The following is a 15,137-nucleotide window of genomic DNA, read 5'->3' as shown; positions in this document are numbered from 1 at the left end:
ATATCAGCAAATTTGCAATATGGAAAATGAAACGATACTATCTGCACCGGAATTGACGAACGTTTCTGATGCGTTTTTGGAATTTAGGTTATTGCCTGGGAACGAGACAAAGACAAATAACGATTTTTATTTCCTTTTGACAACGCCTAACGTTGAAAGGGATAAATTCTTATCTGGCTGCAAATTGTCACCGGTTGTAAATGGGAATGTAGTAAGACAACAATTTGAATTATGAGTTTAAGCGCAAATATATCTCCTCGTACCATGGCTCTATCAGGCAATCCGATCCGGCTTGATATAACGTCTTCTTCCCCGGTTACTTATGTAATCCGAGACGGGGAAGAAACGGTATTTGAAGGATCCGGGGAAGAAGGTAATTTTTATGTGTTTATTGACGAGATATTATCGGCCATCCTCGCCCCAATTCGATATACAGGGCAGGAAACAGACATTATTTTGAATACTTCTGGCAATCTAAAGGAATATACTATAAACGTTGCTAATACGGAGGGAGAAAAGAAAGTATTACAGCACAAAGTAATACTAGGGGGAATTAGTAAAAGGGCCATGCGGCATCTAAATCAAGAAGGGAGTAATATTTTCACTTTTAAACTACTTAATGCAGCCGGTAATTTTTTTATGTCTACCAGATCGGAAACACGTATTCTTACGATCCGGGAGACTGAAATACGTCCTTTATTATTTATTGCCCCCAAAACAGCTTTTACAGTTACGGTATCGGACGGGATAAGCAAAGAAATAACTGGCTTAGTAGTGGGTAAATGTTATGCGCTTAATTTGGATGCCCTACGGAGATACTTCTTTGATAGTGAAAATATGCTGGCTAGTCAATTTATTGTAAGCACGGATGAAGGTACGGCAGTTACTATCATAATTCTTCCGGCAGATGTGGCGAAAGAAAGATACTACCTGGAATTTCTTAATTCTTACGGTGCCTATGAATGTATAGATGTTACCGGAAAACCAACTTTAGATCAGGATAGCGGGGAAGAAGAAACTTACGGGAAATATGATGAATTAGTAAATGATTATATCGAATCTCGTGAACGTGTGCGAACCGTAGATACGATCCATGTACAAACCGGTTTTAAGACAAGTAAGGAACTTATGTTTCTTCTTGATATGCTTTCCAGTGACGATATTTATTTGCTAGGATATGAAGATCGAGAAATAAAAGTAAATGCGTCGGCTGATAGCCTGGCAGTTGCTAAGACGATGAATCAACCTCAAAGTTTACCTATAACATTAAGGTTTTCTGACTCTGAAAGACATTTCACCCAGGCATTACAAGGGGCTGATTTTGATAATCCGCGTATTCATACCCAGGAATTTAGTAAAGAATTTAATTGATGGCTGATAATTTACAGGACATAATAGATTCGTTAATCGATCATATTGATAAGGCCATTGCAAAAGGCAGTGTTACGAATCAGCAAGTCGCCGCAGTTTTGGACTTTTTGAACGAAAGGCTTAAAAAAGCGGACGGGGATAAGTACATCCGTAAAGATCAGCCGGATTACACGAATCATCTTTTACAACTATTTGAAGGGCTGGAAATAGGTAAATTCTTTCCTTCTATGACTACTGGAACCGGTGCTGGTATTGATAATAAGGGAAATGCGGAAGTGGAGAGCATGAAAGTACGATCTTTTATGATGATAATGGAGCTTATCATAAATAGATTGTCTTCCGTTGAGTCGGAATTTGTTTTTTCCGAATCTGGTACTATTGATAAAGTTGAAGAGATAGAAGCCAATACCTATTTACTGACTATACGTAAACGATGGGACTTTGATTTTACCGCTTTTGCTTTGCATGATGTTGTTTATGGATCAATTAATACTTTGCTATCAGATGGCAGTTTTTTTACTTCATGGTTTAGAGTATTGTCCGTTGATGTTTCTGCAAACCAATTAACGGTAGTAACATACCCCGATGATGAAGTACCAGCAGGGAAAAACTTTGCCCCCGCTAACGGTATGAATATTTGCCGCCGTGGTAATGCTGTTAATGAAGATCGGCAGAGTTGCTGGTATATTAGTAGTTACGAAGGATGTATTATGTATCTGGAAGGGGTGACTAAACCTATATTAGAAGAAAGTAACTATTATCTTTCATTAGGGAAGCCGAAGCACCTAGAATTGTTTAACGGTCTTCCTATTAATTATAAACATCCGTACTTATTCGCTAGAGGTGCCATAATACAGGATCTTATAAGAATAGACTTTCAGGGTAACCCGATCTATGAAATTGTAGATCTGGGTATTTGGGAACCGCGAGGCATATATATACGTGGATATAGCGAAGAACAGAATAAGTATATACAGCACCAAATCTGGTATAAGTCATGTTGCTGGCGGTGTGTGTCTGACGCTGCGACGGTAGGTTTACCGCCTAGATGGAATAATACACAGTGGGTATGTATTGTGGGAGATAGTAATTTTAAACTAGAAATTACCAGCACGAAAGGGCGTTTTTTTCGTTTTGGGCAAGAATATACACAGCTTGGATTTATTCTGACACATGGGGACATGGATATTTCCGTAGATGCTTCACAGGTTGAATGGACGCGGGAAAGTGATTTATTGGAAGAGGATCTATTATGGAATATCGAACATGCCGAAAATGCTAATACCGTAGATATAACGCCGTTGGATATGCCTACAAACTGGTATGAAGCCAAAAAAGTAGTTTTTCGCTGCAAAATATCAATCCGGGACGGCGAGGATCTGAAATCTTTTAGTACAGAATTTAAAATAAATAATAAGTTATGAAAACAGCATCAGCCTATATTTTGTATACACCGTTGGATATCTCTTTACTTATGCTAGAGGTAGGGGGAAATACGACGCAAAATAAAAGCAATGTTACGGGTGAATTTGATCCCGACCGAACTTTGTTCCCGCTTGTACTTCGACCTAGTTTAGTAATAAAGGATCCGGATCACGTTTTAGATGATGGGGATCATACTAAGAAGTTGATAGATAATCGCTGGTATATTGGTACGAATGAAACCGGTTCCCGTATAACAAAGGATACCGACGGTTTTATTTTGGGGCAATATGGGGAATTGACTGTAAAACGTAACGTGGAACCTTCGGTACCGCTTTCCCTGTTTTTTACGTGTGCTTATATTGACAGCCGCACGCAAAACACTTTTCGTAAATCGTTCCTGATTACACTTACTACAAATTTAACGACAGAGCTTAATTTGAGTTTGGAAATAGATGCAGCGCGTAAAATGCCTATAAGCCCTTTTAAGTCTGTTTCAACCCGGACAATTAAGGCTACCTTCCGTAATGGTGAGAACCTTGTAGCCGATGCGGACGCCGTTTATCTCTGGAAAACACGGGATTCAGTTACTAGGCAGTTAAGGGCAATAACGGTAGACGACTTATTTTATGTATCTGGGCTGAATACTAAATCTCTGACGATTGATCGTCGGTTTATAGACAAAGAATTGATTCAGTTAGAAGCTTATCACCGGGCAGATAATAGCCGGAAGGTTTACGCACAGACTAAAATATTCCGTTGGTACGGGCAATGGGATGAACGGGAAGTGATTACGCGCGGCAAGTTTGTAAGGCCCGATACTAGCGAGATAGAAGTACGTGCTTTTGTTGATTCACCCAAAGGGCAGATTATAGATCCGCAAAACTATTTTGATATGACTCACATCTTTACTACAAATGAGAAGGGGGCACCGCAAACAGTGATCGGGTACGGTGAAACTGTAGTAGTGCCAGCCAGTATCGTAGGTAAGGATCCGAATGTACGGCCCGTTTTTGGCGTGGAAGTGTTTGAAAGAACGGCTTTAAGGCCGATGATGATAAACGGTAAGGCGGTAGTTATTAACGGCAAGATAGCCACAATTAGTATACCTAAAAAATGAATGTGAAAATGTACTCGGTGCCCGAAGCGATAGTTTCGGAACTGAACTTGAAGGATTATCGGCAAAGTGACGGGAAAGGGAATTATTTACTATCGTCTCGTGATTTACGCTGTTATGGGATTGATAAGGCTATTTCGGAAGGTGCTGTATTAATACAGGCAGATGAAGAAAAGCAGAAGTTTAATAAATAAATAGTAACGTTATGGATATAAGTGCAATAGATACGCTAGAAGCTATTATCGACGGTGATACCGTTGTTCCTGGGATGAATTTCGTTTTGCCGGCTGGTATCGGGAAGACTCAATATTACAACCCTTCTACAAAAGCATGTACGCCGGATTATACTAAGGCGGCAAATCAGATCATAATTTACCCAGCCTGTTATTCTTCTGGTAGCGGCAAATTCTTAATACCGTCTTCGGCGGACATGATGTGGTATTATGATGATCCGAATACAACAGCTGCGCAAATTTTGGCGGCAAAGGGTGGGGCTATCGCTGATAAGTATAAGACATTGTTTCAAAAAACGACTTATACAGTGAATAATCAGACGTTCCCCGCATTAAAGATTATAGGCAATTTGGCGGCGGCAGATAGTTTAAACGATGTCTCTATTTATTTCAAATCAAAGTTTAACGATATGGAAATAACTTGTCATGGTACAATAGCGATAAAAGAAAGCGTGGGAAGCCTTTTCGATATTCTGATAAATTGCGTAAATGAAGATGGAGTAAATGATACAGTAATTGATAATGATAGCGAATACCTGGTACTAACTGCATCTTTACAGGATAGCGGCTTGGATGTGGCTGCGACTGGATCTTGGGGATGGAAGAAAGCAACATCCGGCGGTTTGGTTACGGTAAGTCATGTTCCTGGTGTTACTGAATTGTCTAATACAAATAAGACACTAAAACTATACGATGGTGCAATAGAAGGGACGGAAGAATACTTCGCCTGTGTTACTCATAATGGTGTGACTTATCAGAAAGGAATACAGGTAAGCGACACACATGATCCTTTTTATATTAATATTGGGCGTAATCAGGCTAGTAATATGGTGAAGGAAAGCGATACTATCGTTTATACTCCTTCCGTGTTAGCGAGATCTTCGCGAGCTGTACAGGCGGGATGGAGCTTTTCTTTTACTTTAAGGGATAATAGCGGTAATACCGTCAGGAGCGCGACTGCACAAACTTTCCAGGTAACAGGAAGCGAAGTACATGCTAAAGCAGGGCTTATAACTCATATCATAGCACGTAAATAATATGGATGTGGCAGCTTTTGATAGTTTAATTCCTTATCCTAAAGACGGTAAGGATGGAATCGGGGAACGTGGCCCGTTACCTTATCCGGCTGGAATTTTCCAGTCTGATGTTTCATATACGGCCACAAAAGATAAGACACCGATTGTTTATTATAAAGTTGGAAAGACTTTTTATGTAATGAATAAGGTGGCAACAGTAAAGGGGCTTAATCCAGCGGATGATTATGCGAAAAATGGGAATAATGCAACATGGATCCCATTTGAGAATTATAAAGCCGTATTTACTGAAATATTAATGGCTGAATTTGCGAAATTGGCTTCTGCCGTGTTTTGGGGGGATTATATGTTTTCTCAATATGGAAGAGATAGCGAAGGGAAACTAACGGAAGATTATAGCCAATTTGGTGAATCTGGTTTTTCCCCTAGACTCCAAATTAATTTTAAGACGGGAGATATTTTTTGTGAATCATTGACTACTAAAGGGGCGAATTATAATAAACTGATACCTGCAGAATATGATGATAGAGGCATTTATATAACGAATTGGGGTATGCCGGATGCGGGTAGACCTAATAAGAGTAATTACATTTACAATACGAAATCGGGGCCGATTACAGCGATACTAGGGCCAGAATATCTTTTGACCCCATCCGGTGAATATTATAATCCATGTGCCAATGTGGAATTTATGATGATACAGAGATATGCGGGTGGTGCTAATGATGTGGTTAAAATAAGTACAATAGGGCAGGTCAGTGTTACGTTAAATGGTATTTATTGTGGTGACGGTATAGAATTATATCCGAATACTTTTGTGAAGTTCCTGTATAAAGAGGTGCCCGAAGAAAGTGGATCTATTCATTACCTCATAATAAATAGCGGGGATTTTGACATTGTAACTGTTGGATTAAGTAAGAAGGCCGTAGCTAAGCATCGGTCGTTTTAAGTAAGTAATAATTTATGCATAGAATTTTATGGATGGAATTGATTTAGCAAATGAGCTTGATAACTTAAATGTTGTCGATGAAAATGACCTTATTCTAGGTTATAGTAAAGCTGGTAAGAAATTCGGTTTTGTGCCGGTTTCTTTTGTAACTAACGGTGGTTATGCTTGTAGGCGCTGGAATATAAATAATAGTAGCCCAACCGGTGAAGCAGTTGGGAACTTGGATTATTTGCGTAATTTACCTTCCCTTTTAGGACTTGGATGTTATTTGGTGGATAAGAATCACGGGCGGCGAAAACTGGATCCGACGAATCATTATAAATTCGCTACGGGTGAAACTGCAAAGCTTGACGGTACAATGGGGGATTATATGTGGGGCTGGTCTACAAAATGGTATTATGCTTGGTGGGTGGAAGGTAATTATTACTATGAAGCTGCAAGCCTTAAACCTATTCCGGGCCGATATAATTATTTGATACCGGTTGCATCTACTTCGGCGCTGGGTGTTGCCATTGTCGATCGGGAAAATAGTGAACTTGTTAGCGTGGTTAATCAAAGCGCACGTTATCGAGGTGGGAACAATGACGCGGCTAAAGATTCGACTTACAAAACATTGCTAGGTCGTGCGGCCACAGGCTTAAGCGCGGAAACTTTCGGGGCTTATGCCAGGAAGAAGGGAGAAGGCTGGGAAGGATATTGGTATGCTCATTCTGGGATTATTGGGGCCCTATTTCGTATTATCTTTGGTACTCGTAATGTACAATCGGCTTATAATGCGAATAAAGACAGTAACGGGCTTTTTCAGGGCGGTTTAGGTAATGGCGTTACTGATGCTGGTGCTTGGTGGAGTGGTGCAGACGGTTACGGTACTTATCCTTTCTTACCGACTAGCGCAGGCGTTGAACTGGCTGATAATTGTGGGGTTTCTAATTATGCGGTTAAAGGGGCTGACGGATCAACTGTATACACTGCACCTATACCGTCTTTCTTTGGACTTAAAAACTTTTTTGGTTATATGGGGCGTTGGGGGCGTGGCGAACTTATTAGTAAGAAGGCGGATGGTAGCGGTGATATGTATATCGTACCTCGTCTACATTCGACTTATAGTATGAGTTCTCTTACCGGTCTTACTAAAATTGCGTCTTTTCCAAAAGCGGCTGTTGCAAGTACTTGGGAATATACAAAACAATTGAGTATGCAGAATCTTTGTCATACGCCGACGCTGACGGGGGGAACAACCAGTACTTATTATGCTGATGGCTTTCATAATGATAACGCTGTTTCCGGCCTTCGTGTGCCTGCCCGTGGTGGTAGCGCGGACAATGGTGGTCATGCTGGCTTTGAGTGCTTGAATGTGTACCATGGTGTCTCGTCGTCCACTGCGCACTGCGGCTCGCCCCTCTGCGAAGCAGATGAAGACTGGGACACTACGCCATTCTTGGCGGTCTAATGTGGCCTTATGGTGCCTAAAGGGTGCGAAGTTCTCTTACAGTGTACAAAAGCACCCAAGGCACGTAGTGCCGCAAAGCCCCGGTAGGGGCTGTATTAAAATTGATCTTTGACATTTTTTCATATCCCAATTTTCTAAGTATCTTTGTACCGTGATGAAAATCATAGGTTGTTTTTCTTGGAGCTGTTTCCGGCCTTCGTGTGCCTGCCCGTGGTGGTAACGCGGACAATGGTGGTAATGCTGGCTTTGAGTACTTGAATGTGAACAATGGTGTCTCGACGTCCAATGCGAACTACGGCTCGCCCCTCAACTTTGATGTGTGGTTTGTTGTCAGCTACCACACATATAAAATAGAAAAAGGCCTCGCCCGACGGCGGAAAATAAACTAAACGAAAGATGCTGGTAGATCGTAAATTGTACGAGCCGAACGCGTGATAAGTAAAAAAGCAGACAAAACCGATGTAACACCGACTTAAGACACCGAAAATGAGAAGAAAAGGTTACTTTTCTAAGCATATCGCAACGAAGAAAAACTTTGAAGATGCCTTCAATGGCTATGCAGATCAGAAACATAGCCGTAAAGATATTCAAGTATTTGAAAAAGATCTGGGAGATAATCTTCTTAGTTTGCTTCGTGCGTATGATGCCGGTACATGGCAGACATCCCCGTATGAATATAAATTCATTGATAATCCCAAACCACGAAAAATAAGTAAATTGAAACCTGCGGATCACGTTATTCAGTGGGCTGCATCACTCCAATATGAACCTTATATGATAAGTTCTTTATATTGGAAATCTTGTTCCTGCGTGCCGGGTAAAGGAACGCATTATTTTGTGAAGATTGAAAAAAAGGATCTTTATTATGCACCGCAAAAGGAGACTTATTATTTTGTACAACTTGATATGCACCACTATTTCTTACACATATACCATCCGTTAATGAAAGAAAAACTGGAACGTAAGATCAAGGATCCGAAATTACTTAGTTTCTTATTTGAAATTATTGATAGCTTCTTGCAAGGTTTGCCGCTTGGTATTAAGATATCACAGCTTAACGCCAATATGTATTTGTCTGCCTTTGACTGGAAGGCTATAAAGTGTTTCGGGATAGCAGAAGATACTGATAAAATGAGTTATTGGCGTGACCGATATGTAACGGATAAGCTATTAACTTGTCGGACAGGGGAACAAGCGGCTGAATTATCTAGGGGAGTACAGTTTTTGAATAGCCAGTTTGACCGATTCGCCAAACAAGGTTTGAAACATTATGCTAGGTTTGCTGATAATATTATAATAATGCACCAGGATAAAGTGTTTTTGCGTATTATATCGGAACTTGCTATAATGTACTTGACACGTGATTGTTTACTTACTGTAAATGGATGGAATGTAAGGCCGGTATATGCTGGCGGAATTGATGTTTGCGGATATGTCTTTTTTCACGATCATTTGCGATTAAGGAAGAGAAACAAACAGTCCCTTTGCCGGCAGGTCGCAAAATTAAAGAAGAAAGGATATTCTAAGCGTGATATACAGTTAAAATGTGCTTCGCGCATTGGTTTCGCAATGCACGCGGATACAAGGAACTTACTTAAAAAATTAGATATTGATATGGAAAAGAGATTAGGCAAAGTTATTACAAATCGGCGGAAGAAAGCACCTTTCGAGGGCATGGCCGTAGAACAAAAGAAGTTAATAGAAGAAATCGTTTGTTTGAAAGATGAGGATGAAGAAAAAAAATTGATCCGATTACTGGATTACAAAATCGATGATTCTATTATCGAAAAAAATGAAGACGGTTCACCAAAACAACGGATAGCTATTCGTTATAATGTGATCGATCATGTGGAGCATCAAGAAGGGGAAGAAGATCCGATTTATATTTGGGGGTCGGAATATTATTCTTTTTCTGGCTCTAAAGTAATGATCGATCAGGCCGAAACAGACTTTTCAAAGAAAGATCTGCCTTCGCCTACCGTCATAAAGGAGTTTACCAATAAACAGAAAAAGAAGTTTTATAAATTTACGTGATATGAAAAGAGAAATTTATTATTCTAAGAGATCATTTAGTAAATATGATGATAGCCATTATATTGTTTATTTGAATGAGGAAGTTTTAGAAAACTTTGTGCCTGAAACTTTTGAAGGTGATAAAGCCCCAGAACCGCAGATTGCATACGCTTATACAGGGCCAGAAGAAGACGGGGGAACTTTGATCGAAGCTAAGTCGGCAACATACGACGAATTTGTTTCCGGGCTTGTACGCCTAGAATTTCCCCAAGCTAAAGTCGAAGCTATTTTGCTGAATCAGGGGGACGGGAACGATGAACATCTAGCTGAATATAATAATTTGCAGCTTTACAGAAGAGAATGTAAATTATTTGCGAGTAAGTTGCTAGCTGATTAATAACCTTTAGGGGGATAGGTTTAAAAAGAAGCCCCCGACCATGATATAGTATAGACGCCAATCTCATACATACATACAACGGTAACACCGCCGGTCGAGGGCTAAAAACCTTCTTCCGCAGTGTTACCGTTTTTTATATGTTTATTGAGATTGGCATTGCAAAGATATATATTATTTGGTTTTATGACAGTATTTGATGTGCTTTCTTTTAATAAAGAGCTTATAAGACGTTTAGATCTATTGGGATTGAAGCTGGGCGATTATAAATATATTAACCTATATAGTGAGTATGAGGATATGTATAAGGCTGGCGAAAAAATGACTTATATAGTATCTTTTTTATCGGTGAAATATGGTATAAGCGAACGTAAGGTTTATATGATAGTAAAACTGTTTAAGAGTGACTGCAAAATGCTTGCAGTATAAACAGTATCTTATATGATGATAAACTAATTCGGCTAGGTTACTTTTGTGTCATTATTAAAACCAAAAGTTAGGGACTATGAACAAATACTACATGATCTTGGAAAAGATTCTCGTACTAGGGAAGATGCAGGATAATAAGAAAGGGAATATCAGGTGTCTTTTAAATGAACAGCTAGTATTAACACCGGCAGATCTGCTGGATATTTTTGAAGGGCATAGCATTGCCAGAAAGAAACTGAAAAATGAACTACAACTATTTATGCAGGGGGAGCGATGCGTAGAGAAGTATCGGGAAGCTGGGATTAACTGGTGGGATTATTGCGGTGCTATCCTTGTAAACAGTTACCCGTCATACTTTGAAAAGCTTCCGCCACTTATAGCCAAGATCAACCGGGAGAAACGGAACAGTAAGAATTATGTGTTACATCTGGGGGCTACTGGTGTTGAAAGCAATCAGGCACCATGCCTAAGTCTTGTACAGTTCCAGATAGATGAAAGTGAACTCGTGATTTCTGCCTATCAGCGTAGTTCTGATGCTAATCTAGGCTTACCGGCGGATATTTATCATTTATACCTAATGTCGCGCCAGATAGAGTTGCCATTGAAGTCTATTACCCTCAATCTGGGTAATGTGCATATTTACGAGAATAATATAGAAAAAACTCGTAGTTTAATTAGTGGGGAAGAAACCGTAAGGTTTGATCTGAATGTTTGAAAATAGCGGGTAGGCCACATCGAAAATATCTTTGTGGCCTGCCCTGCTAAAACTTCCCTTCATAATTTAATAGTAATTCGTTTGCATTTTGGATATCTTGTGGTGTATACTTGTTTGTCATTAATATAGAACTGTGTCGGGCTTGATCCCTTACTGTTAAAGTGTCGCAATTCCGAAGCATTGCAGTTATGCCGGAATCCTTTAAAGAATAAAACTTGTAAGTCTTTGGGAATTTTAGTACTTTCCTTACTTTTCTATCCCAGAAATCCCGGAAGGCTTTTTCACTTCTCCTTTCTTCGCCAGGGCAAAAATTATCACTGAATAAATAATAATGGTTTGGTGAATTGAATATGCCTAAGTCTATCATTAAATGAATCACTTTGGCAGGCAAGGTTACAACTGCACTTTTTTTATTTTTTGCTATGGTACCAGAAATATAAATAGTCTGTTTTGCCAGATTGAAATCAGATAATTTTAACCAGGACATTTCTTTAGGTCGGATTAAGGCATAATGTAATATATAGCTGGCTAGTAAGAAATGTTTGTTTTCCTTTTCTAAATATTCGCGTAAACGTATCATGTCCCTATCTTCGATGCCTTCGCGCTCCTTTTTATAGCCGTTCTTTTTAATGCTTGTTATCCCCTCTGTTGCTTTAACCTTTGTGTAGGAGTGCTGCACCAAGTATCCGTCAAATGTGCTTAACCAGGTCAGATAATTGTTTCTGGTAGTGATTGAATTATTACGATCTAAATAAATATAGTCTAAAAATTCGCTGACTAACATCATGTCGAATTGATATATATATGTTATAGGCACTTTTCTTGCCTTATTCCAGGCTATAAACATACGTAACATGGAAAGATAACCGTATAATGTTTTCTCTCTTAAATTTCCATCGCTAAAAAGTTTTTGTAGATAGTTCTTATACCGTTCGCAAACATCATTGAATTTGTGGTAGGCTTTAGAATTTTCCGCTTCGATCCAAGGATTCCAACCGTTTTCCAGTTGCTTACTAAGGCGATAAATTAATCCAGAAGCAAATTTTCTTCGCTCTGTAATCTTTTCGATGTGATTCAACTTGATTTTTTTGCGGCGCATATTTCCACTTGCCGGATCGAAAGCATTAAAGCCGATGTACCATTCCTTCCCGGTGTAGAGTTTTGGGTAGGAATACCCTATTATTTCTTTAATAGAGCTGTTTTCTGATTTTGACGCAAACATTTTTTTTACATTCTTTCGATTACGAAGAATGTAGTGTTAATAATCTGCCAATTAGGGCGTTTCGCGATGTGTCCCGGTTTTGTCCCGGTATAAAATCGGAAACAGCTAATAATCATTTGACTATTAGCTGTTTATCTTACCTTTAGTTGCGGAGATCCGACTCGAACGAATGACCTTTGGGTTATGAGCCCAACGAGCTACCAACTGCTCCACTCCGCGATGTTTAACGGGTGCAAAGGTACGGCTTTTTTTGAAACAAACAAATATATTGCTGAATATTTTTCGAATAAATCTTCACTTTTTTCTTATTAGGTTGAGAATGAGCGAAATAATGATGAAACTTTTTCTTAGCACCTATTAATATACAAATGTTAATATTCTCTCTATTTTCTTGTATGGTCTAAAGAAAAGAATTACTTTTGCTCAAAATATTCAGCAATGTGCAATTTGTAACCTATGACCGTATCCAAGACAAAAGCCAAATTAGTAGATGTAGCCCGTCAGCTTTTTGCGAAGATGGGAGTAGAAAACACAACTATGAACGATATCGCTCTTGCTTCTAAAAAAGGTAGACGAACACTCTATACTTATTTCAAAAGCAAGGACGAAATTTATTTGGCTGTTGTGGAGTCGGAATTGGATATTCTGTCGGATATGATGAAGCGGGTAGCCGAGAAAAACATCTCACCGGACGAGAAATTGCTGGAGATGATATATACCCGGTTGGACGCGGTAAAAGAGGTAGTCTATCGAAACGGAACACTGCGTGCTTATTTCTTCCGTGATATATGGCGGGTAGAGAAAGTCCGCAAGAAGTTTGATGCAAAGGAAGTCCAGCTTTTTAAAGCCGTTCTCCTGGAAGGACAGGCAAAAGGAGTTTTTCATATTGACGATGTGGAGATGACTGCCGACTTGATTCATTATTGTGTGAAAGGAATTGAAGTTCCTTATATCCGTGGTCATATAGGCGCGCATCTGGATGAAGATACAAGAAATAAATATGTGTCCAACATCGTGTTTGGCGCACTGCATAGAACAGAAATTTAATTAAATAACTTTTAGTATGGGATTATTAGACGGAAAAACAGCCATTGTAACCGGTGCTGCTCGCGGTATTGGTAAGGCTATCGCTCTTAAGTTTGCCGCCGAAGGTGCAAACATCGCATTTACTGACCTTGTCATTGACGAAAATGCAGAAAATACAGCTAAAGAACTTGAAGCAATGGGCGTGAAAGCCAAAGGCTATGCATCTAACGCTGCTAACTTTGAAGATACTGCAAAGGTCGTAGAAGAAATCCACAAGGACTTTGGACGGATCGATATATTGGTAAACAATGCCGGTATCACTCGTGACGGTTTGATGATGCGCATGAGCGAACAGCAATGGGATATGGTGATCAACGTGAACCTGAAGTCGGCGTTTAACTTCATTCATGCTTGTACACCTGTCATGATGCGTCAGAAAGCCGGTAGCATTATCAATATGGCATCTGTTGTAGGTGTTCACGGAAATGCAGGACAGGCTAACTATGCTGCTTCCAAAGCAGGTATGATTGCATTGGCTAAGTCTATCGCACAGGAGTTGGGTTCTCGCGGCATCCGTGCCAACGCTATCGCTCCGGGATTCATCCTGACAGACATGACAGCTGCTCTTTCTGATGAAGTAAGAGCTGAATGGGCAAAGAAAATACCTTTGCGTCGTGGTGGTACTCCTGAAGATGTGGCAAACATCGCTACCTTCCTTGCTTCTGATATGTCATCTTATGTATCGGGCCAGGTGATTCAGGTAGATGGTGGTATGAATATGTAATCGAACAGAATGACTGTTGTATACGAAGACAACCATATCATTGTAGTCAATAAGACCGCTTCCGAGATTGTCCAGGCAGACAAGACGGGTGATACGCCGCTTTCGGAGACTGTGAAACAGTATCTGAAAGAGAAGTATCAGAAACCCGGAAATGTTTTCCTCGGTGTGACACACCGGTTGGACCGCCCCGTAAGCGGTCTTGTTATTTTTGCCAAAACGAGTAAAGCGCTTACACGACTCAACGAAATGTTTCGCACCAGTGAGGTGAAAAAGACTTATTGGGCGGTTGTGAAAAATGAACCGGAAGAACCGGAAGGCGAACTGATACATTTTCTTGTGCGTAATGAAAAGCAAAATAAAAGTTATGCATATGATAAGGAAGTTCCGAACAGTAAGAAAGCGATTTTGCATTACCGGTTGATCGGTCGTTCGGAGAATTACTATTTGCTCGAAGTTGATTTGAAGACCGGACGTCATCATCAGATTCGTTGTCAGTTGGCCAAAATGGGATGTCCTATCAAAGGAGATTTGAAATATGGTTCTCCACGCTCCAATCCGGATGGGAGCATTTGTCTGCACGCCCGGAGAGTGCGATTCATACATCCTGTTTCCAAAGAGCTGATAGAGCTTGAAGCTCCCCTTCCCGAAGGGAATTTATGGAAAGGATTCATCATAGATTAACACGGATTTCTATAATAAATTTAAGCACGGATTTCACGGATTGGCGCTGTTGCTTTACAATTCATTATTCTAAGAAACATGGAATCTGTACCTAATAATATACGATTGTTTAGCAAGAGTGCTTGGTATACAGCTTTTTTTGTGGAAATTCGGGTAAGTCTGTGATTGGAACTCTTGCCAAAAGAGTAAACTTGCCTGCCATTTTTCTAGTAAACTCCAGCGACATTTAGTAAATTCCTGAATAGGTAGTATATTTGCATCATTCGCTAATTGTTATTATCAATCATACCAAAGAAG

Annotated in this window: 15 protein-coding genes and 1 tRNA gene; 14 read left to right on the top strand and 2 right to left on the bottom strand. The window is 39.9% G+C overall.

Annotated features, from left to right (window positions below; all coding sequences use genetic code 11):
- Window positions 1–231: 231 nt before the first annotated feature.
- The 11 genes from I2I13_RS08805 to I2I13_RS08755 all read left to right on the top strand — a co-directional run bounded on the left by I2I13_RS08805 (window position 232) and on the right by I2I13_RS08755 (window position 11,127).
- Window positions 232–1,371, top strand: a complete 1,140-nt coding sequence (locus tag I2I13_RS08805; RefSeq protein ID WP_007209564.1) for a hypothetical protein — start codon at window positions 232–234, stop codon at window positions 1,369–1,371.
- Entirely contained in the window at window positions 1,371–2,795 is a 1,425-nt protein-coding gene (locus tag I2I13_RS08800) for a hypothetical protein (RefSeq protein WP_007209565.1), read from the top strand. The genes I2I13_RS08805 and I2I13_RS08800 overlap by 1 nt, the downstream gene beginning before the upstream one ends.
- A complete protein-coding gene (locus tag I2I13_RS08795; RefSeq protein ID WP_195649271.1) occupies window positions 2,792–3,913 on the top strand; it encodes a hypothetical protein in 1,122 nt (373 codons plus the stop codon). Before I2I13_RS08800 ends, I2I13_RS08795 begins: the two co-directional genes overlap by 4 nt.
- A complete protein-coding gene (locus I2I13_RS08790; RefSeq protein ID WP_007209568.1) occupies window positions 3,910–4,104 on the top strand; it encodes a hypothetical protein in 195 nt (64 codons plus the stop codon). Before I2I13_RS08795 ends, I2I13_RS08790 begins: the two co-directional genes overlap by 4 nt.
- 11 nt (window positions 4,105–4,115) lie before the next feature.
- Window positions 4,116–5,180 (top strand): hypothetical protein, encoded by a 1,065-nt coding sequence (locus I2I13_RS08785; RefSeq protein ID WP_195649270.1) that lies wholly within the window; start codon window positions 4,116–4,118, stop codon window positions 5,178–5,180.
- Window position 5,181: 1 nt separating this feature from the next.
- Complete coding sequence (locus tag I2I13_RS08780) at window positions 5,182–6,126, top strand: hypothetical protein (protein ID WP_007209570.1); 945 nt, start codon at window positions 5,182–5,184, stop codon at window positions 6,124–6,126.
- Window positions 6,127–6,154: 28 nt separating this feature from the next.
- Window positions 6,155–7,576, top strand: coding sequence for a hypothetical protein (locus I2I13_RS08775; RefSeq protein ID WP_195649269.1), 1,422 nt, complete (start codon window positions 6,155–6,157; stop codon window positions 7,574–7,576).
- A gap of 486 nt (window positions 7,577–8,062) precedes the next feature.
- Window positions 8,063–9,610: a hypothetical protein gene (locus tag I2I13_RS08770; RefSeq protein ID WP_007209573.1), complete on the top strand. Its 1,548-nt coding sequence runs from the start codon at window positions 8,063–8,065 to the stop codon at window positions 9,608–9,610.
- A 1-nt stretch (window position 9,611) separates the two neighbouring features.
- Window positions 9,612–9,986: a hypothetical protein gene (locus tag I2I13_RS08765; protein WP_007209574.1), complete on the top strand. Its 375-nt coding sequence runs from the start codon at window positions 9,612–9,614 to the stop codon at window positions 9,984–9,986.
- A gap of 183 nt (window positions 9,987–10,169) precedes the next feature.
- Window positions 10,170–10,412: a hypothetical protein gene (locus I2I13_RS08760; protein WP_007209575.1), complete on the top strand. Its 243-nt coding sequence runs from the start codon at window positions 10,170–10,172 to the stop codon at window positions 10,410–10,412.
- Window positions 10,413–10,488: 76 nt separating this feature from the next.
- Complete coding sequence (locus I2I13_RS08755) at window positions 10,489–11,127, top strand: thymidylate synthase (RefSeq protein ID WP_007209576.1); 639 nt, start codon at window positions 10,489–10,491, stop codon at window positions 11,125–11,127.
- 46 nt (window positions 11,128–11,173) lie between these two features.
- Here the strand turns inward: I2I13_RS08755 and I2I13_RS08750 are convergent, their stop codons facing one another.
- Together I2I13_RS08750 and I2I13_RS08745 are read right to left on the bottom strand one after the other, a co-directional pair.
- Window positions 11,174–12,349, bottom strand: coding sequence for a site-specific integrase (locus tag I2I13_RS08750; protein WP_007209577.1), 1,176 nt, complete (start codon window positions 12,347–12,349; stop codon window positions 11,174–11,176).
- Between the two features lie 146 nt (window positions 12,350–12,495).
- Window positions 12,496–12,568, bottom strand: a tRNA-Met gene (locus tag I2I13_RS08745).
- A 237-nt stretch (window positions 12,569–12,805) separates the two neighbouring features.
- Here I2I13_RS08745 and I2I13_RS08740 point away from each other — a divergent pair.
- From I2I13_RS08740 to I2I13_RS08730, 3 genes are read left to right on the top strand one after another with little or no spacing between them, the layout of a single operon-like run.
- Complete coding sequence (locus I2I13_RS08740) at window positions 12,806–13,396, top strand: TetR/AcrR family transcriptional regulator (RefSeq protein WP_007763961.1); 591 nt, start codon at window positions 12,806–12,808, stop codon at window positions 13,394–13,396.
- A gap of 16 nt (window positions 13,397–13,412) precedes the next feature.
- Window positions 13,413–14,159, top strand: a complete 747-nt coding sequence (fabG, locus tag I2I13_RS08735) for a 3-oxoacyl-[acyl-carrier-protein] reductase (protein WP_010536417.1) — start codon at window positions 13,413–13,415, stop codon at window positions 14,157–14,159.
- Window positions 14,160–14,168: 9 nt separating this feature from the next.
- A complete protein-coding gene (locus I2I13_RS08730; RefSeq protein ID WP_195649268.1) occupies window positions 14,169–14,840 on the top strand; it encodes an RluA family pseudouridine synthase in 672 nt (223 codons plus the stop codon).
- Window positions 14,841–15,137: the final 297 nt, after the last annotated feature.

The sequence above is a fragment of the Bacteroides sp. D55t1_190419_B8 genome (assembly GCF_015558905.1).
GTDB classification, from domain to species: Bacteria; Bacteroidota; Bacteroidia; order Bacteroidales; family Bacteroidaceae; genus Bacteroides; species Bacteroides vicugnae.
Note: the sequence above shows the minus strand (reverse complement) of the source record. Positions and strands in the feature narration are given on the sequence as shown.